The following is a 19,294-nucleotide window of genomic DNA, read 5'->3' on the forward strand; positions in this document are numbered from 1 at the left end:
CGACACGCAGGAGCGCGCCATGCTCAACGTCTTCACCCTGGCCAACGGCCGCCTCTTCCAGGAAGAAATCGAGTCCCTGGAAGAACTCGCCCAGTTCAAGCCCATCTGGGTCGACCTGGAAGACCCCACGCCCGAGGAGCGGCGCTGGGTCAAGCAGCACTTCGGCCTGTCCATCCCCGAAGACGCGATGGACGAGGACATCGAGGAATCCGCGCGCTTCTTCGAAGAAGACAACGGCGAACTGCATGTGCGCAGCGACTTCCTCATCGACGACGACGAGGACCCGCGCGCGGTGCGCGTGGCCTTCATCCTCAACGAGCACAACGACACGCTCAAAAGCCGGGGCGTGCTGTTCTCCATCCACGACGAGGACGTGCCCGTGTTCCGGCTGCTGCGCATGCGCGCGCGGCGCATGCCAGGCCTGATCGACGACGCCAAGGACGTGCTGCTGATGCTGTTCGACGCCGACGCCGAGTACTGCGCCGACACGCTGGAGAACATCTACGACGACCTCGAGACGGTGAGCGCCAAGGTGCTCTCCAGCGAGGCCAGCGACTCGGCCCTGGGCGAGGCGCTGTCGGCCATCGCGCAGCACGAGGACATGTCGGGCCGCATCCGCCGCAACGTGATGGACACGCGCCGCGCGGTGAGCTTCATGATGCGCAGCCGGCTGCTGAGCGCCGAGCAGTTCGAGGACGCGCGCCAGATCCTGCGCGACCTCGATTCGCTGGACGGTCACACCGCCTTCCTGTTCGACAAGATCAACTTCCTGATGGACGCCACGGTCGGCTTCATCAACATCAACCAGAACAAGATCATCAAGATCTTCTCGGTGGCGAGCGTCTCGCTGCTGCCACCGACGCTGGTGGCCAGCAGCTACGGCATGAACTTCCAGTTCATGCCCGAGCTCACCTGGCGCTTCGGCTACCCGCTGGCGATCGGGCTGATGGTGCTGTCGGCGGTGGTGCCGATGCTCTACTTCAGGAAGCGCGGCTGGCTACGCTGAGGCGCCGAGCAGGCGCTCGACGATGGCCGCGCTGTAGCGGCTGGCCACCTGCGTGAGGAAGCGCGGAAAGTCCACATGGGCCGCGTCGTCGGCGCGGTCGGAGATGGTGCGCACCACCGCCAGCGGCACGCCGAAATCGGCACAGACCTGGGCCACGGCCGCGCTCTCCATGTCCACCGCCAGGGCATCGGGCAAGTCGCGCTGCAGGGCCTCGCTCTCGGCGGTGCGCGAGACGAAACGGTCACCCGTGACCAGCAGGCCGCGGTGCACACGCGAGCCCTGCAGGCCGAAGGCCTGGACCACCTCGGCGCCCAGCGCGGCCGGCGCCTCGCGCAGCGTGGACTCGCAGGCGAGCGCCACCCGCCCGCTCAGCTCGGCGTCGGCCCCGAAGCGCAGGAGACCGTAGCCCGGCACCTCGTAACGCGGAAAGATCGGCGAGGCGTCCAGGTCGTGCTGCAGCAGTTCATTCGCCACCACCACGTCGCCCACCTTGACGCCCGGGCCGATGCCGCCCGCCACGCCCGTCACCACGACACGGCTTACGCGAAAGCGCTGGAGCAGCAGCGCGGTGGTGGTGGCCGCGGCCACCTTGCCGATGCCCGAGAGCACGGCCACCACGGTCTGCCCGTGCAAGTGGCCCTGCCAGTAGCTGCGCCCGCCCAGGCTGATGCGCTGCTCATCGGGCAGCAGGTCCAGCACGGCCTGCAACTCCTCCGGCATGGCACTGATCAGCGCGAGCGTCACGGCGGCTCAGCCCTTCACTTGTCGCGCAGCTCGCGGCGCAGGATCTTGCCCACGGGCGTCTTGGGCAATTCGGTGCGGAACTCGATCACGCGCGGCTGCTTGTAGCCCGTGAGGTTGGCGCGGCAGAACTCGCGCACCTGCTCCTCGGTGAGCGACGGGTCCTTCTTCACGATGACGAGCTTGACGGCCTCGCCGGTCTTCTCGTCGGGTACGCCCACCACCGCGCACTCCAGCACGCCGGCCAGTTGCGCCACCACGTCTTCCACCTCGTTCGGGTAGACGTTGAAGCCGCTGACGAGAACCATGTCCTTCTTGCGGTCCACGATCTTGAAGTAGCCACGCGAATCCATGATGCCGATGTCGCCGCTCTTGAAGTAGCCGTCGGGCGTCATGACCTTGGCGGTTTCGTCGGGGCGCTGCCAGTAGCCCGCCATCACCTGCGGGCCGTGGATGGCGATCTCGCCGGGCTGCCCCACGGGCACCTCGTTGCCGTCGTCGTCCAGGCACTTCAGGCGCGTGTTGGGCAGGGGCACGCCGATGGTGCCGGTGTACTCGGTGCTGGTGGTGGGGTTGCAGGTGGCCGAGGGGCTGGTCTCGGACAGGCCGTAGCCTTCACAGATCGGGCAGCCGGTCTGCTCGAGCCAGCGCTTGGCGACCGCGCCCTGCACGGCCATGCCACCGCCCACCGAGACCTTCAGGTGACTCCAGTCCACCGACTTGAAATCGGGGTGGTTGGCCAGGCCGTTGAACAGGGTGTTCACGGCGGGGAAGCTGTGGAAGCGGTGCTTGCTCAGTTCCTTCAACACCGCGGGCAGGTCCCGCGGGTTGGGAATGAGGATGGTCTTTCCGCCCACGCGCAGGCTCAGCATCATGTTCACGGTGAACGCGAAGATGTGGTACAGCGGCAGCGCGCACACGGCCGTGGGCTGTTCATTGGCCGGCACCTTGCTCATCACCGGCGCGTTCCAGGCCTCGGACTGCAGCACGTTGGCGATGATGTTGCGGTGCAGGAGCACCGCGCCCTTGCTCACGCCGGTGGTGCCGCCGGTGTACTGCAGCACGGCCATGTCGTCGGCCTTGATCTCGGGCTTCTTGAGCGCGCCGCGTGAGCCGCGCGCGATGGCGTCGTTGAAGCGCACCGCCTGCGGCAGGTTGAAGGGCGGCACCATCTTCTTGACATTGCGCACCACGTAGTTGACGAGGCCACCCTTGAGAAAACCGAGCAGGTCGCCCATGGCGGCGAGCACCACGTGCTTGACCGGCGTGGCCGCGATGCACTGCTCCAGCGTGCGCGCGAAGTTCTCGATGATGACAATGGCCTTGGCGCCCGAGTCCTTGAGCTGGTGCTCCAGCTCGCGCGCGGTGTACAGCGGGTTCACGTTCACCACCACCAGCCCCGCGCGCAGGATGCCGGCGACCACCGCCGGGTACTGCGGCACGTTGGGCATCATGATCGCCACGCGGTCACCCTTGACCAGACCCAGCCCCTGCAGGTAGGCGGCAAATGCCTGCGACAGCGTGTCCGTCTGGGCGAAGCTCACCTCCTTGCCCATGAAGCTGTAGGCGGTGCGGTCGCCGAAGCGGCGAAAGCTCTCCTCCATCAGGTGCACCAGCGAGGGGTACTGGTTCACGTCGATGTCGGCGGGCACGCCCTCGGGGTAGGCGGCAAGCCAGGGGCGGTCGGCGGTGGCGGTCGGCATGCAAAGTCTCCTGTCGTTTTGAGAACGGCGGCACTATACGGTGAGCGACCGCTGCGCCGACACCCGGACCGTCCCGGTGTTGTCAGGCGCGCGACGCGCTCACTCCACGGCCTTGGTGATGTCCTCCACGACCTTCTTGGCGTCGCCGAAGACCATCATGGTCTTGTCCATGTAGAACAGCTCGTTGTCCAGGCCGGCGTAGCCCGCCGCCATGGATCGTTTGTTCACGATCACGGTCTTGGCCTTGTAGGCCTCCAGGATCGGCATGCCGTAGATGGGCGAGCCCTTCTGCAGCGCCAGCGGGTTCACCACGTCGTTGGCGCCCAGCACGATGGCCACGTCCGCCTGGCCGAACTCGCCGTTGATGTCTTCCATTTCGAAGACCTGGTCGTAGGGCACTTCCGCCTCGGCCAGCAACACGTTCATGTGCCCCGGCATGCGGCCTGCCACCGGGTGGATGGCGTACTTCACGGTGATGCCCTTCTCGCCCAGCTTGTGCGCGAGCTCCTTGACCGCGTGCTGCGCGCGCGCCACCGCCAGGCCGTAGCCCGGCACGATCACCACCGTCTCGGCGTTGCCCAGGATGAAGGCCACGTCGTCGGCGCTGCCGCTCTTGGCCGTGCGCTGCACACCGCCGGTGGCCGCCGCGCCCGCCTCGCCGCCGAAGCCGCCCAGGATGACGCTGATGAAGGAGCGGTTCATGGCCTTGCACATGATGTAGCTCAGGATCGCGCCCGAGCTGCCCACCAGCGAGCCCGCGATGATCAGCATGGGGTTGTTCAGGCTGAAGCCGATGCCCGCGGCGGCCCAGCCCGAGTAGCTGTTGAGCATGGACACCACCACCGGCATGTCGGCGCCGCCGATGGGGATGATGATGAGCACGCCCAGGACGAAGCCGAGGGCGATGACCAGCACGATGTCGATCCAGCTCTGCGAGTGCCAGAAGCCGAAGATGAAAAAGGCCGTGGCCAGGCCCAGCGCCAGGTTGAGCTTGTGCTGGCCGGCGAAGGTGACGGGTGCGCCCTGGAACAGGCGGAACTTGTACTTGCCGCTGAGCTTGCCGAAGGCAATGACCGAGCCGCTGAAGGTGACCGCGCCGATGAACGCGCCCAAGGCGAGTTCGATGCGGTTGCCGCCAGGAATGCCTTCGCCTCGGGTGACGATGCCGAAGGCCCAGGGCTCGGCGACCACGGCCACGGCGATGCACACCGCAGCCAGGCCGATCATGCTGTGCATGAAGGCCACGAGCTCGGGCATCTTGGTCATTTCGACCTTGTTGGCCATGTAGGCGCCCACGCCCCCGCCCACCACCAGGCCGGCGAGCACGTAGACCATGCCCTGGGCCTTGCCGCCCGAGAGTTCGACGATCAGCGCGGCGGTGGTGAGCACGGCGATGGCCATGCCGGTGATGCCGAAGACGTTGCCGCGGATGGAGGTGGTGGGGTGGCTCAGGCCCTTCAAGGCCTGGATGAAGCAGACCGAGGCGACGAGATACAGCAGGACGACGAGGTTCATGCTCATTTGGCGCTCCCCTCGGCGACCGGTGCCTTCTTCTCTTTCTTCTTGAACATCTCCAGCATGCGCCGCGTGACCAGGAAACCGCCGAAGACATTGACCGCCGCCAGCGCCACGGCCAGCACGCCCATGGTCTTGCCCAGCGGTGTCTCGGTGAGCGCGGCGGCCAGCATGGCGCCCACGATGACGATGGCCGAGATGGCGTTGGTCACGGCCATGAGCGGCGTGTGCAGCGCAGGTGTGACCGTCCACACCACGTGGTAGCCCACGTAGATGGCCAGCACGAAGATGATGAGGTTGATCAGGGTGGGTGAGACGGCGTCCATGGTCGGCTCCTCGGTTCAGACCTTCTTGATTTCGGCGATGCGGTTGCCCTCGCCCAGCAGCACCACGCGTGGCTTCCAGTGCGGCACCACGTCGTCGGCCACGGGGGCGTAGGTGCAGATGATGAGCAGGTCACCCACATGCGCCTTGCGCGCGGCGGCGCCGTTGAGCGAGATGGCGCCCGAGCCGCGTGCCGCCTTGATGATGTAGGTGGAGAAGCGCTCGCCGTTGTTGACGTTGTAGAGCTCGATCTTCTCGAACTCGCGCATGTCGGCGGCGTCGAGCAGGTCTTCGTCGATGCCGCAGGAACCTTCGTAGTGCAGGTCGGCTTCGGTCACGGTGGCGCGGTGCAGCTTCGCGCGCAGCATCACTCGGTTCATTTGCGTTTCACTTCGCCCGATTGGGTCATGAGGCAGGCCACGACGATGTCGTCGTCCAGCGGCACCTGCACCGCCGTGGCGTCTTTGGGCAGCACGAGCTTGAGGAAGTCCAGCACGTTGCGCGCGTACAGCGCGGAGGCGTCGGCCGCCACCAGCGCGGGCAGGTTGGTCTCGCCAATCAGCGTCACGCCGTGCTTCACGACGGTCCTGTCGGTTTCGGTGAGCGGGCAGTTGCCGCCGACACCGTTCGGGCCCTTGCCCGCCGCGATATCGACGATCACCGAGCCCGGCTTCATGCTCCTGACCATCTCCTCGGTGATCAGCGTGGGCGCGGCGCGACCCGGGATCAGCGCGGTGGAGATGACCACGTCGGCCAGGGCCACGCGCTTGGCCACCTCGGCGGCCTGGCGCTGCAGCCAGCTCGCCGGCATGGGCTTGGCGTAGCCGCCCACGCCCTCGGCCGCTTCCTTCTCCTCGGCGGTCTCGTAGGGCACGTCGATGAACTTGCCGCCCAGGGACTCGATCTGTTCCTTCACGCTGGGGCGCACGTCGGAAGCTTCGATGACCGCACCGAGGCGCTTGGCGGTGGCGATGGCCTGCAGCCCGGCCACGCCCACGCCGAGGACGACCACGCGCGCGGCTTTCACGGTGCCGGCGGCCGTCATGAGCATGGGGAAGAACCTGGCGTAGGCGTTGGCCGCGAGCAGCACGGCCTTGTAGCCGGCGATGTTGGCCTGCGAGGACAGCACGTCCATGCTCTGCGCGCGCGTGGTGCGCGGCGCGGCCTCCAGCGCGAAGCTGGTGAGCCCGGCCGAGGCCAGGGCCTGCAGGCCGGCGGCATCGAAGGGATTGAGCATGGCGACGAGGGTGGCGCCGGCTTTCATCAGGGGCAGTTCGCCGGCCTGCGGGCTGCGCACCTTGAGCACGAGGTCGGCGCCCAGGGCGCCGGCGGCGTCGGTGATCTGCGCGCCGGCCGCTTCGTAGGCGGCGTCGGTGGCGCTGGCCGCCAGGCCGGCACCGGCCTGAACGCGCACCACGTGGCCCTGGGCCACCAGCTTCTTCGCCGTCTCGGGCGTGACGGCTACACGGGTCTCGCCCGCCAGTGTTTCGGCGGGTACGCCTATGAGCATGGGTGTCTCCTCGCGCTCGGGTCTGAAATCAGCGGGCGAGCTTAACTGAAAGCCCGCGCGAGAGCCCGCGCACGCGGGACGCCGCCGCCCATAATGGCCGCCCATGACTTCCCGCTGGGCACCAAGCGTCACCGTGGCCACCCTCGCCGAACGCGAAGGCCGCTACCTGCTGATCGAAGAGCACACGCCCGAGGGCCTGCGCCTGAACAACCCCGCCGGCCACCTGGAACCGGGTGAAAGCCTGGTGCAGGCCGCTGCGCGCGAGACGCTGGAGGAAACCGCGCACCCCTTCACGCCGGAGGCGCTCGTGGGCGTGTACCTGGCCCGCTTCGAGCGCGCGGGCGAGCCCATCACCTACCTGCGCGTGGCCATTGCCGGCCAGGTGGGCGAGGCCATCGCCGGCCGGGCGCTCGACAGCGGGATCGTGCGCGTCTGCTGGCTCACGCCGGACGAGGTGCGCGCCTCAAGGGGGCGGCACCGCAGCCCCCTGGTGCTGCAGTGCATCGAGGACCACCTGGCCGGGCGCCGCCTGCCGCTGGACGTCCTGCACACCCACGCCAGCGTCTTCGGCGGTTGAAGGCGCCAAAGGCAGCCACAAGGAAAAGCAGGTGCCGTGCCCCGTGCGCGAACGCACCGACAGCCCCAGCCCCAGCAGCTGCGCCGTCTGCTTGACGATGACCAGGCCCAGTCCGACCCCGCTGTCGGTTTCGGTGCCGGCTTCACCGCGGAAGTGCCGCTCGAACACCTGCGATTCCGGCTCCGAGGGCAACCCGCCGCCGGTGTCCCACACCTGCAGCAGGACACCCTCGCGACGCGGGCGGCAAGAGACCAGCACGCCACCCGCTTCGGTGTAGGTCACGGCGTTGCTCACGAGGTTGAAGACGATGCGCTGCAGCAGGGTGGCGTCCGTGGCGACCTGCGCCAGGCAGGGCGTGATCGACCAGCGCAGCCCCTTGGCTCCCGCCTGTGGCCCGAAGCGCTCGTCCACCTGGTCCAGCAGGGTCTCGAGCGAGAAGATGTCGCGGCGCGGCTGCAGCGAGCCGGTTTCCAGCCGCGCCACCGTCATCACCGCATCGAGCAGGCGGTCGGCCGTCTCCAGCCCGGCCCGCATTTGCGCCAGCAGAGGACCGGGGTTGCGCAGCGGACGCTGGCGCTCGAGCGACTCGGCCGCCAGCGTGATGGCATAGAGCGGCTGGCGCATGTCGTGGCTGACGGCGGCAAGGAAGCGCGACTTCTCGTCGGTCGCGCGGCGCGCCAGGTCGCGCTCGAGCTCGGAGCGCAGGCGGCCGGCATGCGCGCGCTCGGCCGACTCGCGCTCGACGCGGAAGCGGTCGGCCAGCGCGAAGGACAGCAGCACCATCTCCAGGGCCGCACCGATCATGGGTGCGTGCACCACCAGCGCCTGCTCGGGCAGCCAGCCCAGGCGGTAGAAGACATTGAGCAGGGCACTCGTCCATAGGCAGGCCCAGGCGATAGTGAAAGGCAAGGCGGCCGGCCGGCGGTCGCGCAGGCCATCCACCGCCATGGCCACCAGCAGCAAGGTCGTCACGGCCACCAGCCAGGGCGCGATCACCTGGCCGGGCGACAGGGGCGGGGGCAGGGTCAGCAGGAATGCCGCGGCCCAGGCCCAGGTGAGCCAGCGCGCGGCACGGTCCAGCGCCGGCGCGTGCGCGGCGGTCTGCAGGAAGCTGCGCGCGAAGGGCAAGAGCAGGCCGCAGCCCAGCGCCAACGGCAGGTTGACCAGGTAGTGCTGCAGCAGCGCGCTGCCGGGCCACAGGTACTGGGCCCCGAAGCCGGAGTTGCCGAACTGCCACAAGCCCAGGGCGGTGGTGGATCCCACGTAGTACAGGTAGGCGCGGTCGCGGATGCTGAAATACAGCAAGGTGTTGTAGAGGATCAGCCCCGCGAGCAGGCCGAAGTACGCGCCATGGAGGCCGTAGACCCACTGGTCCCGGTGGGCGAGCGCCTCGCGCTGCCAGAGGGTGACCGGCAGTTGGGCCACGCCCGCCGTGCGCACACGCAGGTAGACCAGTGTGTCGGTGTTGGGCGCCAGGGCGAGCGGAATCACCGGCAGGTGGTGCGAATGGGCGCGCTGCCCGGGCGGCAAGCTGTCGCCACTGCGGCGCCGGGTGAAGGGCTGGCCCGGCGCAGCGGTCCACAGTTCGACCAGATCGAGGTTGGCGTTGCCCACCACCCACATCCAGTCGCCGGGTGCATCGGGACCGGCGCGCAACAGCACGCGAAACCAGAGGTCGATGGACGCCATGCCGAAATTGCCCTGCCGCCAGCCCGGCGGCAGGGGGCGGAACGTGGCGGAGGCCGCGTCGGCCTGGTCTGGCCGCCAGGGATGTACGCCGTTGTCGAGGTACTGCAGCCAGGGAGTGACTTCGAGACGATCCGACCGGGCGCCCACCTCGATCACCGCGGGGCCGCCGTGCGCGGCGCAGGGCTGCGCCACGAGCCACAGCCAGGCAAAGGCCATGACCCACCGCCACCCCTGACCGACCGGCGCTTCACCGTGCATGCACACCCCGCGATACGCGCGGCCCGCGAGGGCCGCGGGCCAACCGAGTGAGGGGCAGTATTTGTGCAGCGGGCGGCGGCCTCAATACTGCGATGGCAGTAGATCCCCTGGGGGTAGGGGTGTCTTCAGCGACCGATTCAGGCCGTCAGCGCGGCGGCCGGCGCATAGGCCTCGTCGCCCGAGGCCGCCTCCGTGACGATGACGCCGCCGCCCAGGCAGACCTCGCCGTCATACAACACCGCGCTTTGGCCGGGAGTGACCGCCCACTGAGCCTGTTCGAAGCGCAGCACGAAGCCGTCCTCGCCCAAGGGCTCGACGGTGCAGGCCGCGTCGGCCTGGCGGTAGCGCGTCTTGGCAGCCAGCGCGCCGGCGCGCGGCGGCTCGCCGGCCACCCAGCTCGCGTCCTGCGCGCGCAGGCGCGGCGACAGCAGCCAGGGGTGGTCGTGCCCCTGCACGGCCCACAGCGTGTTGTGGGCGATGTCCTTGCGAGCGACGAACCAGGGTTCGTGCTCGCTGCCGCCCTTCTGCGCGCCCTTGGCCCGCACGCCGCCGATGCCCAGGCCCTGGCGCTGGCCCAGGGTGTAGAAGCTCAGGCCCACGTGTTCACCGATGGTGCGGCCGCGCTGATCCTTGATGGGGCCGGGCGCGCTGGCGATGTAGCGGTTGAGGAACTCGCGGAAGGGGCGCTCGCCGATGAAGCAGATACCGGTGCTGTCCTTCTTCTTGGCGTTGGGCAGGCCGATCTCGGCGGCGATGCGGCGCACCTCGGTCTTGGGCAGTTCGCCTACGGGAAACATCGTCTTGGCCAGCTGCGACTGGCTGAGGCGGTGCAGGAAGTAGCTCTGGTCTTTCAGCGGGTCCAGGCCCTTGAGCAACTCGTGGCGGCCGGCGCGTTCGCGCACGCGAGCGTAGTGGCCCGTTGCAATCTTCTCGGCGCCCAGGCGCATGGCGTGGTCGAGGAAGGCCTTGAACTTGATCTCGGCGTTGCAGAGGATGTCGGGGTTGGGCGTGCGCCCGGCCTGGTACTCGCGCAGAAACTCGGCGAACACGCGGTCCTTGTACTCGGCGGCGAAGTTCACGTGCTCGATGTCGATGCCGATCACGTCGGCCACGCTGGCGGCGTCCAGCCAGTCCTGGCGGCTGCTGCAGTACTCGCTGTCGTCGTCGTCCTCCCAGTTCTTCATGAAGATGCCGACGACCTCGTGCCCCTGCTGCTTGAGCAGGTGCGCACTCACCGCGGAGTCCACGCCCCCGCTCAAACCCACCACCACGCGCTGCTTTGCTGCCATGGGGCGGGATTATCCCAGCGGGCCTTCAACCCCGGCGCGCGCGGGGCCGTGCGCATTTAAGGTGCGTTTCAGACACCAGCCTTTCAATGGCGCGGCCCGCATCTGCGGGCTTTACCGGAGTGTTCCCAGATGAAATCCCACGCCATCGCTGTCACCCTCCTGGGCCTGACCCTGGCAGGCACCGCCCTTGCAGGCCCCACCTGCGCACCCGACAGGAACGGCTGGAAGCCGGAGGCCGAGTTCAAGAAGGACTTGCAGGCGCAGGGCTACCGGATCCAGGTCTTCAAGGTCACCAAGGGCAATTGCTACGAGATCTACGGCCACGACAAGGCCGGCAAGAAGGTGGAGATCTATTTCGACCCGGTCTCGGGCAAACCGGTGAAGTCCGAATGAAGCACGCGCCCGCCAGCGAACGGGTGTGGGACCCGTTTGTCCGCTGCTTTCACTGGTCGCTGGTGGGCCTGGTCGTACTCAACCTGTGGGTGCTGGAAGAAGGCGAAGCGCCCCACGAATGGGCGGGGTACGCCGCGGTCACGCTGGTGCTGCTTCGGGTGGTCTGGGGCTTCATTGGCACGCGCCACGCGCGCTTTGCCGACTTCTGGCCCACGCCAGCGCGCGTGAGTGCGCACCTGCGCGCCTGGCGGCACGGCGCGAGGCCGCCCGCCACGCCGGGTCACAACCCCCTGGGCGCGCTGATGATGCTCACGCTCATGGCACTGGTGCTGCTGCTCGGCTTCACCGGCTGGCTGCAGGGCACCGAGCGCTTCTGGGGCAACGAGGCCGTGCAGGACCTGCACGAGGCGCTGGCCAACGGGCTGCTCTTGCTGGCGGGCCTGCACGCGGCGGCGGCCCTGCTGATGGGGCGCCTGGAACGCACCCGGCTGGTCAAGGCCATGCTCACGGGCGTGAAAGAGCGCTACTGAGCACAGGGCATGTGCGCACGCGCAGGCCCTAGACTGCGCCCATGCCCGAGCGCCCGACCATCGACCCCGCCGAGGTGGACTTCACCGCCATCCGCGCGCAGGGCGCGGGCGGACAGAACGTGAACAAGGTGAGCAACGCGGTGCACCTGCGCTTCGCGGTGCGGGCGTCATCGCTGCCCGAGGCGGTGAAGGCGCGGCTGCTGGCGTTGAGCGACACGCGCCTGACGCAAGAGGGCGTGATCGTCATCAAGGCCCAGGGCAGCCGCAGCCTGGAGCAGAACAAGGCCGAGGCCCTGGCCCGGCTGCAGGCCCTGGTGGACGCGGTGGCCGTGCCGCCCAAGCAACGCCGCGCCACGCGGCCCACGCGCGCCTCGCGCGAGCGGCGTCTGCAAGGCAAGGCCCAACGCTCGGAAGTGAAGCAGGCCCGCGGGCGCATCCGCGGGCCGGATTGAGGACTTTCTCCTCCGCCTGGGGGAGGCTTAAGGTCCTTTTAGGAAGCACTTAAGCGTCATTTAGCGGCGCGAAGACGGTGCCTTCGCGAGACTTGCCGGCATGGACGAGCGGCGCATGGGGCGCCGCCCCACCGCCCCGTCGCCGGGCGTCACCGGCGCCCAAGGACCCCAGCATGCAATCGCACCCGATCGAGTTCACCGCCATCGCCGCCGCCGCCCGCACCGGCGACGGCCGCTTCAACATGTACGCCGGCATCCACAAGGCGCTGCGCGCCGTGATGACCGACACCCTGGCCGCCGTCGGACGCGCCGACCCGGCCGACGAGGCCGAGGTGCACGACGCCTGCGACCGCGTGGTCGAGCTGATGGAAATGTTCGAGCGCCACGTCGAGCACGAGAACCGCTTCATCCACCCCGCGCTGCGCGCCCGCTGCCCCGGCGTATGCGACGCGGTGGCCGACGACCACGAGGACCACCTGCGCCACACCGCCCACCTGGCCGACGCGGCGCGCGGCCTGGCCGGCGTGCCGGCCGCCGAGCGCGCCGGCGCCCTGCACGCGCTGTACCTGGCGCTGGCCCTGTTCGTGGCCGACAACCTGCAGCACATGCACGCCGAGGAGACGCGCCACAACGCCGCGCTCTGGACCGCTTACAACGACTTCGAGCTGCTGGCGATCCACGACGAGCTGGTGGCGAGCATCCCGCCCGAGGAAATGATGGGCGTGGTGCGCTGGATGCTGCCCGCGATGAACGCCGAGGAACGCTGCCTGCTGGTGAACGACCTGCAGGCCAAGGCACCCGCCCCGGCGGTGGCGGCGATCCTGGACCTGGCGCGCGCCCACCTGGCGGCGCGCGACTGGGCCAAGCTGGCGCGCGGCATCAACCTGCCGCCGGTGCCCGGCCTGATGAGCGCCTGAACCTGGCGTGGGCGCCGCTCAGGCGCTCTCGCTCAGTTCCACCGGCGCCAGCGCGTCGAAGCGGAAGCAGCCGCGGCCGGTCTTCTGCAGCCGCAGTGCGGGGCACTGTTCGCCCAGGCGGCGGTGCAGCAGCAGCAGGCGCGCCTCGAGGTTGTCGCTCACATCCGGCAGGCCCAGCGAGCTGTCCAGCCGCAGCTCGCGGTTGGTGAAGTCGCTGCGGCCGGCTCGGTGGTCGTTGAGCAGCTTCCAGAGAATGGCCCCGGCCACGCCTTTGATGAGGTAGGCGTTGTTGACGAAGATGCTGTCGTCGCGACGGTAGCGGCGCACGCGCAGCAACGGCACCGCGTCCGCGCCCGTCGGGTCGGCCTCGCCCGCGTCGGCGTCCTGGCTGCAAGGCTCTTCGGATTCGTGCATCAGGTCGATGGCTGCCGCGAGCTGACCGGCGAGCGTGACCAGCAGGTCCTCGTCCTCGTGGTTCAGGCGCATCTCCTGCTCGCTCTCCACGAACAGCACGCCGACCACCCGCCCCGTGGAGATGAGCGGCACAGCCACCTGGCTGCCGGGTTGCGCCAGGCCAGGGTAGGGAATCTCGGCACCGGCGTCGCGCCCGCCCAGGCTGTCCACCAGGGCCTGGTTGTAGCGCGTGGCGCTGGTGACGTGGTTGATGCGCACCGGCGTGCCTTCGCGCGCGGCCACGCCGATGACGCCATGGCCCAACGCGATCTCGGAGCCCACGCCGGAGGTGGCGTAGCCGCGGCTGGCCACGGTGTAGAGCCGCTGCGTGGCGGCGTCGGCGATCAGCACCATGGCCTGCGGCATGTCCAGCTCGTGCTGCAGGCAGTCCAGCGCGGCCTCCAGCAGGCTGTCGAGCGTGCGCGCGCTGGCCAGGCGCGTGCTGGCCCGGCGCAGCACGGCCAGGGGCTCGGGCCGCACCGGCGGCGGCGGCAGGGCCGGCGCGCTGGACACCGGCACGCGCTCGATCGCCAGCACCTGGTGGATGTCGGCACCGCGCAGGCGAAACACCTGCTCCAGGCCCTCGTGCGAGGCGATGCCCGCCAGCTGCGCCCGCATGCGCTCGAACACCGGGCCCTCGTCGTCCGTGCGCAGGTAGCGCAGGTGCAGGCGATAGAAAAGGATGTTGAGCGGGTTGATCAGCAGCACCGTGGAACGCGGGTGCGCCAACAGGTTCTGCCGGGTGCGGTTGAAGAACTGGAAGGACAGCGCGACGTGCTGCTCGTCCACGTGGTGCACCTGCGAGAGGTAGGCCACGTTGGGCGTGCCGTCGGCCGCCACCGTCGCCATCACGGCCGGGATGGCGCCGTCCAGGCAGGGCCTCAGCTCGGCCATGGTGGCGCGCTGCTCGACGGCGAAGGCCTCGGGTGCGTTCATGTGCCGATCATTGCGCCAGCAGCGGACTGCCCGCCTGGGCGCCGGGCGTCTGGTCGTAGGCCTCGTCGGGCTCGAACTCGACGGCGACCAGGTCGTCCGGCGCGTGCGCCAGCAGGGCCTGGACATAAACGGGCGCGAAGCCGAGCACCGCGAGCTCCTCCTCCATGGAGCGGCGATAGCGCTCGATGTGGGGCCAGTCGTCGGGCCGGGGCTCGCGGAGGTGGATGCGGCGGCTCTTGAGCTGCAGCGTGAGGTGGGTGCTGGGCTGGCTGAAGACGGCGGCGAGGCGGCCGCTGGTCGCGATATCGGCCAGCAACTGTCGCGACTGCGTGCGCCCGACATAGGCGGTGACGCGGCGCCCGCCGTCCTCGATGCGGCTGCCCACGGCGCGCATCACGCTGGGGTTGAGCCGGTGGTCCACGCTGGCCAGCATGAGCGACACCCCCTTGGCCAGCATGGCCAGGAACTCGGGCTTGAGTGGGGGAAGGGGGGTGTCCATGGGGCCTGCGGCGCGGATCGCGGGGATCATAGCCAGCGGCCTTTCATCGACCAAGTGCCTGGGGGCATTTGCCTTTCCGCACAGTCGTGCTAAATTGCGCCGCCATGGACGCCCGGACCCAGAAAAGCGAAATGACGCGCGCCGCCATCGTCGGCGCCGCGCTGGATCTCGCCTCGGCCGAAGGCCTGGAGGCCATCAGCCTGCAGGCGGTGGCCGACCGCATCGGCCTGTCCAAGAGCGGCGTGTTCTCGCGCGTGGGTTCGCGCGAGGCTCTGCAGAAGGCGGTCATCGAAGAGTTCGGCCGGCGTTTCCTGGCCGACGTGTTCGTGCCGGCCATGCAGGCGCCCAAGGGCCTGCCGCGCCTGAGCGAGATCGTGCGGCGCTGGTTGATCCGCCTGCGCGACGTGGAAGCGCACACCGGCTGCCTCTACACCTCGGGCGCCTTCGAGCTCGACGACCGCGAAGGCGAGCTGCGGGACCTGCTGCTGAGCGAGGTGACGCGCTGGCGCGCCGCCCTGCGCCGCACGGTCATGCAGGCCATGGAAGCCGGCCACCTCAAGGCCGACACCGACCCGGAGCAGTTGGTCGGCGAAATCTGCAGCCTGGCCATCGGGCTGGTCCACGACGTGCGCTTCCTGCGCGACCCGCGAGCCACCGAACGCGCCCAGGCCACCTGGGCCCGCCTGCTCAAGACTTACGAAAGCTGAGGAACGGCCACGTTGCCGTTCCTTTTTGTTTGGCCATATTTCGCACAGTCGTGCGATTTCAGGAGATCCGCGATGAACAGCACCTCACTGCAAACCGCCTCGGCGTACTACCAGGCCAACCCCGGTACGCGCTGGCTGCGCTGGGCGCTCGGCCTGTCGGAGCGCGTGTGGCCGGCCCTGGCCGTGCGCGGCGCCTACCGCGTGTTCGGCACGCCGCTGCCGTCCAAGTGGCTGCACCGGCGCCAGCCGGACCTGGCCCGCTGGAACCTCACCCGTCTGCCCTTCGAGGACGCCAGCCTCACGCTCTACCAGCCGCCGCCCGGGCCGCACGGGCCGGTGGTGCTGCTGCTGCACGGCTGGGGCGGCTACGCCCAGCAGATGCTGCCGCTGGCGAAGGCCCTGATCGCGCAGGGGCTGCGTCCCGCGCTGGTGGACCTGCCGGCGCACGGCCGCAGCGAGGGCAGCACCAGCAACCTGCCGCAGTTCGCGCGCGCCATCGAGTACCTCACCGCGCGCCTGCAGCAGCAGGGCCACGAGGTGCGGGCGGTGGTGGCGCATTCGCTGGCGGCCAATGCGCTGGCCTACGCGGCGGCGCGCGGCCTGGCCGTGCCGCGCCTGGCGCTGCTGGCGCCGCCGGCCTCCCCCTACGCCTACACGCGGCTGTTCGCCATGGTCTTTGGCCTGAGCGAAGAGACGCGTGCGCGGCTGCAGCAGCGGGTGGAGGCGCGCGAGGGCATCCTGATGCGCCAGTTCGAGCCCGCCGCGGTGGGACCGCGCGTGGCGCAACCCACGCTCATCGTCCACGACCGCGAGGACCGCATCAACCGCTTCGCCGACGCCGAAGCCTTCCGGGACGCGATCGCCGGCGCGCGCCTGCTGGAGACCAGCGGCCTGGGCCACACGCGCCTGCTGCGCGACGACGAGGTGCTGCAGGCGGTGGTGGCGCACGTGCGCGGCTGAGCCCGCGGCCCCGCTTCCGAGGCCCGCTTCAGGCGTCGCTCGGCGCGCGGCTGAGCGCGTTGTTGCGGTCCACCACCCGGCGCAGCAGGCGCATGAACTCGGCGCGCTGGCGCTCCGTCAGCGGCGCCAGGATCTGCTGCTGCGCCTGCAGCATGGCCGGCACCGACTCGGCCAGCAGGCGGCGGCCCTCGGCCGTGAGCCAGAGCTGGCGGGCACGCCGGTCGGTGGGCGCCGTGCGGCGCTCCAGGACGCCGCGCTGTTCCAGCCGGTCCACCACGCCGCCCGTCGTCGATGCGTCCAGCGCAATGGTGCGCGCCAGCGTGCGCTGGTCGATGCCGGGCTGGTTCGACACCGTCTGCAGCGCCGCGTACTGCACCGGCGTCACGCCCAGCCCGGACAACTCCTGCATGAAGATGCCCACCGAGATCTGGTGCAGGCGCCGGATGTAGTAGCCCGGTTGATCGTCGATGCTGACGCCGGACGGCTCGGTTCGTTTCATGGAGGGGCGACGGGAGGAAGTGGACAGCATGCTAGCAGGGCACTTAAGATGAGAATGCTGATGATCAGTACACTTATCAAATTGACCACGCCCCGGAGACATGCATGAACGACCTCGGCCGCCTGGAAGACCTGCCCGCCGACTACGTGGCCGCGCTGCGCGAGCGCAACCTGGTGCCGCTGTGGCCCAGCCTGCGCGGCGTGCTGCCGCCGCAGATCCCCACGCGCCAGACGAAACCCACGCACTGGGCCTACGCCGACATCAAGCCGCTGCTGCTGAAGGCCGGTGAGCTCACGCCGATCGAGAAGGCCGAGCGCCGCGTGCTGGTGCTGGCCAACCCCGGCCACACGCTGGAGAAGATGCAGGCCAGCGCCGCGCTCTACCTGGGCATGCAACTGTTGCTGCCGGGCGAGTGGGCGCCCAGCCACCGCCACACGCCCAACGCGGTGCGCATGGTGGTGGAGGGCGAAGGCGCCTGGACCACGGTGGACGGCGAGAAGTGCCCCATGAGCCGGGGCGACCTGATCCTCACGCCCACCGGCCGCTGGCACGAACATGGGCACGATGGCACCGAGCCTGTCATCTGGCTCGACGTGCTGGACCTGCCGCTCATGTATTACCTGGAGGTGAGCTACCACCTCAACGGCGGCCGCCAGGACGTGAAGCCCGGTCGCGGCGATCGCGCCTACTCGCGCGCGGGCGTGGTGCCCACGCCCGTGTTCGGCCGCGCCGGCCAGCGCTACCCCATGCTGCGCTACCCCTGGGCCGACGCAAAGGCCGCGCTGCTGTCGATCGCCGAGGACCAGCCCGCGCTGGGCCACGTGCAGGTCACCTATACCAACCCCGAGACCGGCGAGGACGCCGAGAACGTGCTGGGCTTTCACGCGCTCATGCTGCGCCCGGGCCAGGCGCTCACCCTGCCCGCGCGCTCGCCGGCCTGCGTGTACCACGCCATCGAAGGCCGCGCGCGCGTGAGCGTGCAGGGACACGACTTCGACCTGAAGGAAGCCGACACCTGCTGCATCCCGGGCTACACGCCCACCACGCTGGTCAATGCCTCGGCCAGCGAACCCGCCTTCCTCTTCGTCGCCGACGAGTCGCCGCTGCACCGCAAGCTCGGCGTCTACGAGGTGCGCCCCGACAACCAACCGCAGATGCCCTGAACCATGGCCCAGTACCTCTTCAACCCGCCCGCCATCGCCGCCCTGCCCATCCAGGGCAAGAGCGAACGGTTCCCCGTCAACCGCCTGTTCTTCGTCGGCCGCAACTACCACGCGCACGCGGTCGAGATGGGCAAGCCGGTCGACAAATCGGCGGAGCGGCCGTTCTATTTCACCAAGTCGATCGGCACGCTCACGCCCTCGGGCAGCACCGTGCCCTACCCCAGCGAGACGAGCAACTACCACTTCGAGATGGAGCTGGTGGTGGCCATCGGCCGCGCGGGCTTCCGCGTCGCCGCGGCCGACGCGCATGAGCTCATCTACGGCTACGCCGCCGGCCTGGACATGACGCGGCGCGACCTGCAACTGGTGGCGCGCGACAAGGGCCGCCCCTGGGACCTGGGCAAGGACATCGAGCAGGGCTCGGTCTGCAGCGAGATCGTGCCGATGCCGTCCACGGTGATCGAGCGCGGCGCGATCGAGCTGACGGTGAACGGCGCCACGAAGCAGAAGTCCGACGTGGACAAGCTGATCTGGAACATCCGCGAGATCATCGAAGACCTCTCGCGCTTCTACCACCTGCAGGCCGGCGACCTGATCTATACCGGCACGCCGGAAGGCGTGGGCGCAGTGGTCAGCGGGGATGTGCTCGAGGGCCGGGTGGAGGGCGTGGGCAGCGTGTCGCTCACGATCGGCGCGGCGGCCTGATCCCCCTGCGCTGGCTATCATGCCGGCGCATGCCTTCTCCTGAAGAATCCCCGCGCGCCCTGCGCTGGCTGCTCTGGCTGGCCGGCACGGTGTCGCTGGGCCTGGGCCTATTGGGCGTGCTGCTGCCGGGTCTGCCCACCACGCCCTTCGTGCTGCTGGCGGCGGCCTGTTACGCCAAGGCCTCGCCGCGCCTGCACGGCTGGTTGCGCGGGCACCGCTTCTTCGGCCCCATGGTGCGCGACTGGGAGGAGCACCGCAGCCTGCGCAAACGCACCAAGCGCTTCGCGCAGCTCAGCATGCTGGTGATGGTGTCGCTCTCGGCCTGGGGGCTGCGCGATCGGCCCGTGCTGCTGGGCGTGGTGCTGGTGGCGGCGGTGATCGGCGTGTGGGTCGTGGCTCGCATCCCTACACGCGAAACCTGACGCCCCCACGCTCCTCCGCTGCGCGGGTCGCTGCCCCCCAAGGGGG

22 protein-coding genes are annotated in these 19,294 nt (G+C 69.5%); 11 read left to right on the forward strand and 11 right to left on the reverse strand.

Translation table 11 applies throughout. From position 1 onward, the window contains the following. The first annotated feature begins 19 nt into the window (after nt 1-19). The gene (gene corA / locus GTO19_RS00915; protein WP_291016742.1) at nt 20-1,006 is read left to right on the forward strand and encodes a magnesium/cobalt transporter CorA; all 987 of its coding nucleotides are present in this window, start codon (nt 20-22) and stop codon (nt 1,004-1,006) included. On the opposite strand, the gene GTO19_RS00920 is transcribed toward corA, so the two are convergent. The 6 genes from GTO19_RS00920 to GTO19_RS00945 all read right to left on the reverse strand — a co-directional run bounded on the left by GTO19_RS00920 (nt 998) and on the right by GTO19_RS00945 (nt 6,799). Then, nucleotides 998-1,750: a 5'-methylthioadenosine/adenosylhomocysteine nucleosidase gene (locus GTO19_RS00920; RefSeq protein WP_291016745.1), complete on the reverse strand. Its 753-nt coding sequence runs from the start codon at nt 1,748-1,750 to the stop codon at nt 998-1,000. The genes corA and GTO19_RS00920 overlap by 9 nt on opposite strands. 14 nt (nt 1,751-1,764) lie before the next feature. Further along, the gene (locus GTO19_RS00925; protein WP_291016747.1) at nt 1,765-3,450 is read right to left on the reverse strand and encodes a long-chain-fatty-acid--CoA ligase; all 1,686 of its coding nucleotides are present in this window, start codon (nt 3,448-3,450) and stop codon (nt 1,765-1,767) included. 99 nt (nt 3,451-3,549) lie between these two features. Then, nucleotides 3,550-4,971, reverse strand: a complete 1,422-nt coding sequence (locus tag GTO19_RS00930) for an NAD(P)(+) transhydrogenase (Re/Si-specific) subunit beta (RefSeq protein ID WP_291016750.1) — start codon at nt 4,969-4,971, stop codon at nt 3,550-3,552. Next, entirely contained in the window at nt 4,968-5,291 is a 324-nt protein-coding gene (locus tag GTO19_RS00935; RefSeq protein WP_291016753.1) for an NAD(P) transhydrogenase subunit alpha, read from the reverse strand. The genes GTO19_RS00930 and GTO19_RS00935 overlap by 4 nt, the downstream gene beginning before the upstream one ends. Nucleotides 5,292-5,306: 15 nt before the next feature. Then, entirely contained in the window at nt 5,307-5,669 is a 363-nt protein-coding gene (gene panD, locus GTO19_RS00940; RefSeq protein ID WP_291016755.1) for an aspartate 1-decarboxylase, read from the reverse strand. Next, complete coding sequence (locus GTO19_RS00945; protein WP_291016758.1) at nt 5,666-6,799, reverse strand: Re/Si-specific NAD(P)(+) transhydrogenase subunit alpha; 1,134 nt, start codon at nt 6,797-6,799, stop codon at nt 5,666-5,668. The genes panD and GTO19_RS00945 overlap by 4 nt, the downstream gene beginning before the upstream one ends. Nucleotides 6,800-6,902: 103 nt before the next feature. On the opposite strand from GTO19_RS00945, the gene GTO19_RS00950 reads away from it, so the two are divergent. Then, entirely contained in the window at nt 6,903-7,376 is a 474-nt protein-coding gene (locus GTO19_RS00950; RefSeq protein ID WP_291016760.1) for an NUDIX hydrolase, read from the forward strand. On the opposite strand, the gene GTO19_RS00955 is transcribed toward GTO19_RS00950, so the two are convergent. Continuing rightward, nucleotides 7,263-9,281: a sensor histidine kinase gene (locus tag GTO19_RS00955; RefSeq protein ID WP_291016763.1), complete on the reverse strand. Its 2,019-nt coding sequence runs from the start codon at nt 9,279-9,281 to the stop codon at nt 7,263-7,265. The two genes, GTO19_RS00950 and GTO19_RS00955, sit on opposite strands and share 114 nt — an antisense overlap. A 179-nt stretch (nt 9,282-9,460) precedes the next feature. Continuing rightward, complete coding sequence (gene mnmA / locus GTO19_RS00960) at nt 9,461-10,612, reverse strand: tRNA 2-thiouridine(34) synthase MnmA (RefSeq protein ID WP_291016766.1); 1,152 nt, start codon at nt 10,610-10,612, stop codon at nt 9,461-9,463. 129 nt (nt 10,613-10,741) lie between these two features. Here mnmA and GTO19_RS00965 point away from each other — a divergent pair, with 129 nt between their 5' ends. From GTO19_RS00965 to GTO19_RS00980, 4 genes are all read left to right on the forward strand, one after another. Then, nucleotides 10,742-11,005 carry a PepSY domain-containing protein gene (locus tag GTO19_RS00965; protein ID WP_291016768.1) on the forward strand — a complete coding sequence of 88 codons (264 nt, stop codon included), beginning with the start codon at nt 10,742-10,744 and terminating at the stop codon, nt 11,003-11,005. After that, nucleotides 11,002-11,535 (forward strand): cytochrome b/b6 domain-containing protein, encoded by a 534-nt coding sequence (locus GTO19_RS00970; RefSeq protein ID WP_291016770.1) that lies wholly within the window; start codon nt 11,002-11,004, stop codon nt 11,533-11,535. Before GTO19_RS00965 ends, GTO19_RS00970 begins: the two co-directional genes overlap by 4 nt. Nucleotides 11,536-11,576: 41 nt before the next feature. Next, nucleotides 11,577-11,987, forward strand: a complete 411-nt coding sequence (gene arfB, locus GTO19_RS00975; RefSeq protein WP_291016774.1) for an alternative ribosome rescue aminoacyl-tRNA hydrolase ArfB — start codon at nt 11,577-11,579, stop codon at nt 11,985-11,987. 173 nt (nt 11,988-12,160) lie between these two features. Beyond that, entirely contained in the window at nt 12,161-12,904 is a 744-nt protein-coding gene (locus tag GTO19_RS00980; protein WP_291016777.1) for a hemerythrin domain-containing protein, read from the forward strand. 18 nt (nt 12,905-12,922) lie between these two features. On the opposite strand, the gene GTO19_RS00985 is transcribed toward GTO19_RS00980, so the two are convergent. Both GTO19_RS00985 and GTO19_RS00990 read right to left on the reverse strand, forming a co-directional pair. Then, nucleotides 12,923-14,293, reverse strand: a complete 1,371-nt coding sequence (locus GTO19_RS00985; protein WP_291016780.1) for a GAF domain-containing protein — start codon at nt 14,291-14,293, stop codon at nt 12,923-12,925. 7 nt (nt 14,294-14,300) lie between these two features. Next, complete coding sequence (locus GTO19_RS00990; RefSeq protein ID WP_291016782.1) at nt 14,301-14,792, reverse strand: hypothetical protein; 492 nt, start codon at nt 14,790-14,792, stop codon at nt 14,301-14,303. A gap of 104 nt (nt 14,793-14,896) precedes the next feature. Between GTO19_RS00990 and GTO19_RS00995 the strand changes: the two genes are divergently transcribed. After that, nucleotides 14,897-15,499 (forward strand): TetR/AcrR family transcriptional regulator, encoded by a 603-nt coding sequence (locus GTO19_RS00995; protein WP_291016785.1) that lies wholly within the window; start codon nt 14,897-14,899, stop codon nt 15,497-15,499. Nucleotides 15,500-15,571: 72 nt separating this feature from the next. Further along, on the forward strand, nt 15,572-16,459 hold the full coding sequence (locus GTO19_RS01000) for an alpha/beta hydrolase (protein WP_291016788.1): 888 nt from the start codon (nt 15,572-15,574) through the stop codon (nt 16,457-16,459). Nucleotides 16,460-16,487: 28 nt separating this feature from the next. Here GTO19_RS01000 and GTO19_RS01005 read toward each other — a convergent pair whose 3' ends face one another. After that, entirely contained in the window at nt 16,488-16,958 is a 471-nt protein-coding gene (locus GTO19_RS01005) for a MarR family transcriptional regulator (protein WP_291016791.1), read from the reverse strand. 104 nt (nt 16,959-17,062) lie between these two features. On the opposite strand from GTO19_RS01005, the gene GTO19_RS01010 reads away from it, so the two are divergent. From GTO19_RS01010 to GTO19_RS01020, 3 genes are read left to right on the forward strand one after another with little or no spacing between them, the layout of a single operon-like run. Then, entirely contained in the window at nt 17,063-18,121 is a 1,059-nt protein-coding gene (locus GTO19_RS01010; protein ID WP_291016794.1) for a cupin domain-containing protein, read from the forward strand. A gap of 3 nt (nt 18,122-18,124) precedes the next feature. Next, on the forward strand, nt 18,125-18,826 hold the full coding sequence (locus GTO19_RS01015; RefSeq protein ID WP_291016796.1) for a fumarylacetoacetate hydrolase family protein: 702 nt from the start codon (nt 18,125-18,127) through the stop codon (nt 18,824-18,826). A gap of 29 nt (nt 18,827-18,855) precedes the next feature. Beyond that, complete coding sequence (locus tag GTO19_RS01020) at nt 18,856-19,248, forward strand: YbaN family protein (protein WP_291016799.1); 393 nt, start codon at nt 18,856-18,858, stop codon at nt 19,246-19,248. The last annotated feature ends 46 nt before the right edge of the window (nt 19,249-19,294 follow it).

The organism is Hydrogenophaga sp. (genome assembly GCF_011772445.1).
Classification (GTDB): Bacteria; Pseudomonadota; Gammaproteobacteria; order Burkholderiales; family Burkholderiaceae_C; genus Hydrogenophaga.

Excerpts from the sequence above, each read along its gene's own strand:
- GTO19_RS00970 (WP_291016770.1), top strand. The coding sequence starts at position 11,002 with ATGAAGCACGCGCCCGCCAGCGAACGGGTGTGGGACCCGTTTGTCCGC.
- GTO19_RS00950 (WP_291016760.1), top strand. The coding sequence starts at position 6,903 with ATGACTTCCCGCTGGGCACCAAGCGTCACCGTGGCCACCCTCGCCGAA.
- GTO19_RS00995 (WP_291016785.1), top strand. The coding sequence starts at position 14,897 with ATGGACGCCCGGACCCAGAAAAGCGAAATGACGCGCGCCGCCATCGTC.
- GTO19_RS01015 (WP_291016796.1), top strand. The coding sequence starts at position 18,125 with ATGGCCCAGTACCTCTTCAACCCGCCCGCCATCGCCGCCCTGCCCATC.
- GTO19_RS00985 (WP_291016780.1), bottom strand. The coding sequence starts at position 14,293 with ATGAACGCACCCGAGGCCTTCGCCGTCGAGCAGCGCGCCACCATGGCC.
- GTO19_RS01000 (WP_291016788.1), top strand. The coding sequence starts at position 15,572 with ATGAACAGCACCTCACTGCAAACCGCCTCGGCGTACTACCAGGCCAAC.
- GTO19_RS00930 (WP_291016750.1), bottom strand. The coding sequence starts at position 4,971 with ATGAGCATGAACCTCGTCGTCCTGCTGTATCTCGTCGCCTCGGTCTGC.
- GTO19_RS00935 (WP_291016753.1), bottom strand. The coding sequence starts at position 5,291 with ATGGACGCCGTCTCACCCACCCTGATCAACCTCATCATCTTCGTGCTG.
- GTO19_RS00945 (WP_291016758.1), bottom strand. The coding sequence starts at position 6,799 with ATGCTCATAGGCGTACCCGCCGAAACACTGGCGGGCGAGACCCGTGTA.
- corA (WP_291016742.1), top strand. The coding sequence starts at position 20 with ATGCTCAACGTCTTCACCCTGGCCAACGGCCGCCTCTTCCAGGAAGAA.
- GTO19_RS01005 (WP_291016791.1), bottom strand. The coding sequence starts at position 16,958 with ATGAAACGAACCGAGCCGTCCGGCGTCAGCATCGACGATCAACCGGGC.
- arfB (WP_291016774.1), top strand. The coding sequence starts at position 11,577 with ATGCCCGAGCGCCCGACCATCGACCCCGCCGAGGTGGACTTCACCGCC.
- GTO19_RS00925 (WP_291016747.1), bottom strand. The coding sequence starts at position 3,450 with ATGCCGACCGCCACCGCCGACCGCCCCTGGCTTGCCGCCTACCCCGAG.
- GTO19_RS00965 (WP_291016768.1), top strand. The coding sequence starts at position 10,742 with ATGAAATCCCACGCCATCGCTGTCACCCTCCTGGGCCTGACCCTGGCA.
- GTO19_RS00955 (WP_291016763.1), bottom strand. The coding sequence starts at position 9,281 with ATGGCCTTTGCCTGGCTGTGGCTCGTGGCGCAGCCCTGCGCCGCGCAC.
- GTO19_RS01010 (WP_291016794.1), top strand. The coding sequence starts at position 17,063 with ATGAACGACCTCGGCCGCCTGGAAGACCTGCCCGCCGACTACGTGGCC.
- GTO19_RS01020 (WP_291016799.1), top strand. The coding sequence starts at position 18,856 with ATGCCTTCTCCTGAAGAATCCCCGCGCGCCCTGCGCTGGCTGCTCTGG.
- GTO19_RS00980 (WP_291016777.1), top strand. The coding sequence starts at position 12,161 with ATGCAATCGCACCCGATCGAGTTCACCGCCATCGCCGCCGCCGCCCGC.
- mnmA (WP_291016766.1), bottom strand. The coding sequence starts at position 10,612 with ATGGCAGCAAAGCAGCGCGTGGTGGTGGGTTTGAGCGGGGGCGTGGAC.
- panD (WP_291016755.1), bottom strand. The coding sequence starts at position 5,669 with ATGAACCGAGTGATGCTGCGCGCGAAGCTGCACCGCGCCACCGTGACC.
- GTO19_RS00990 (WP_291016782.1), bottom strand. The coding sequence starts at position 14,792 with ATGGACACCCCCCTTCCCCCACTCAAGCCCGAGTTCCTGGCCATGCTG.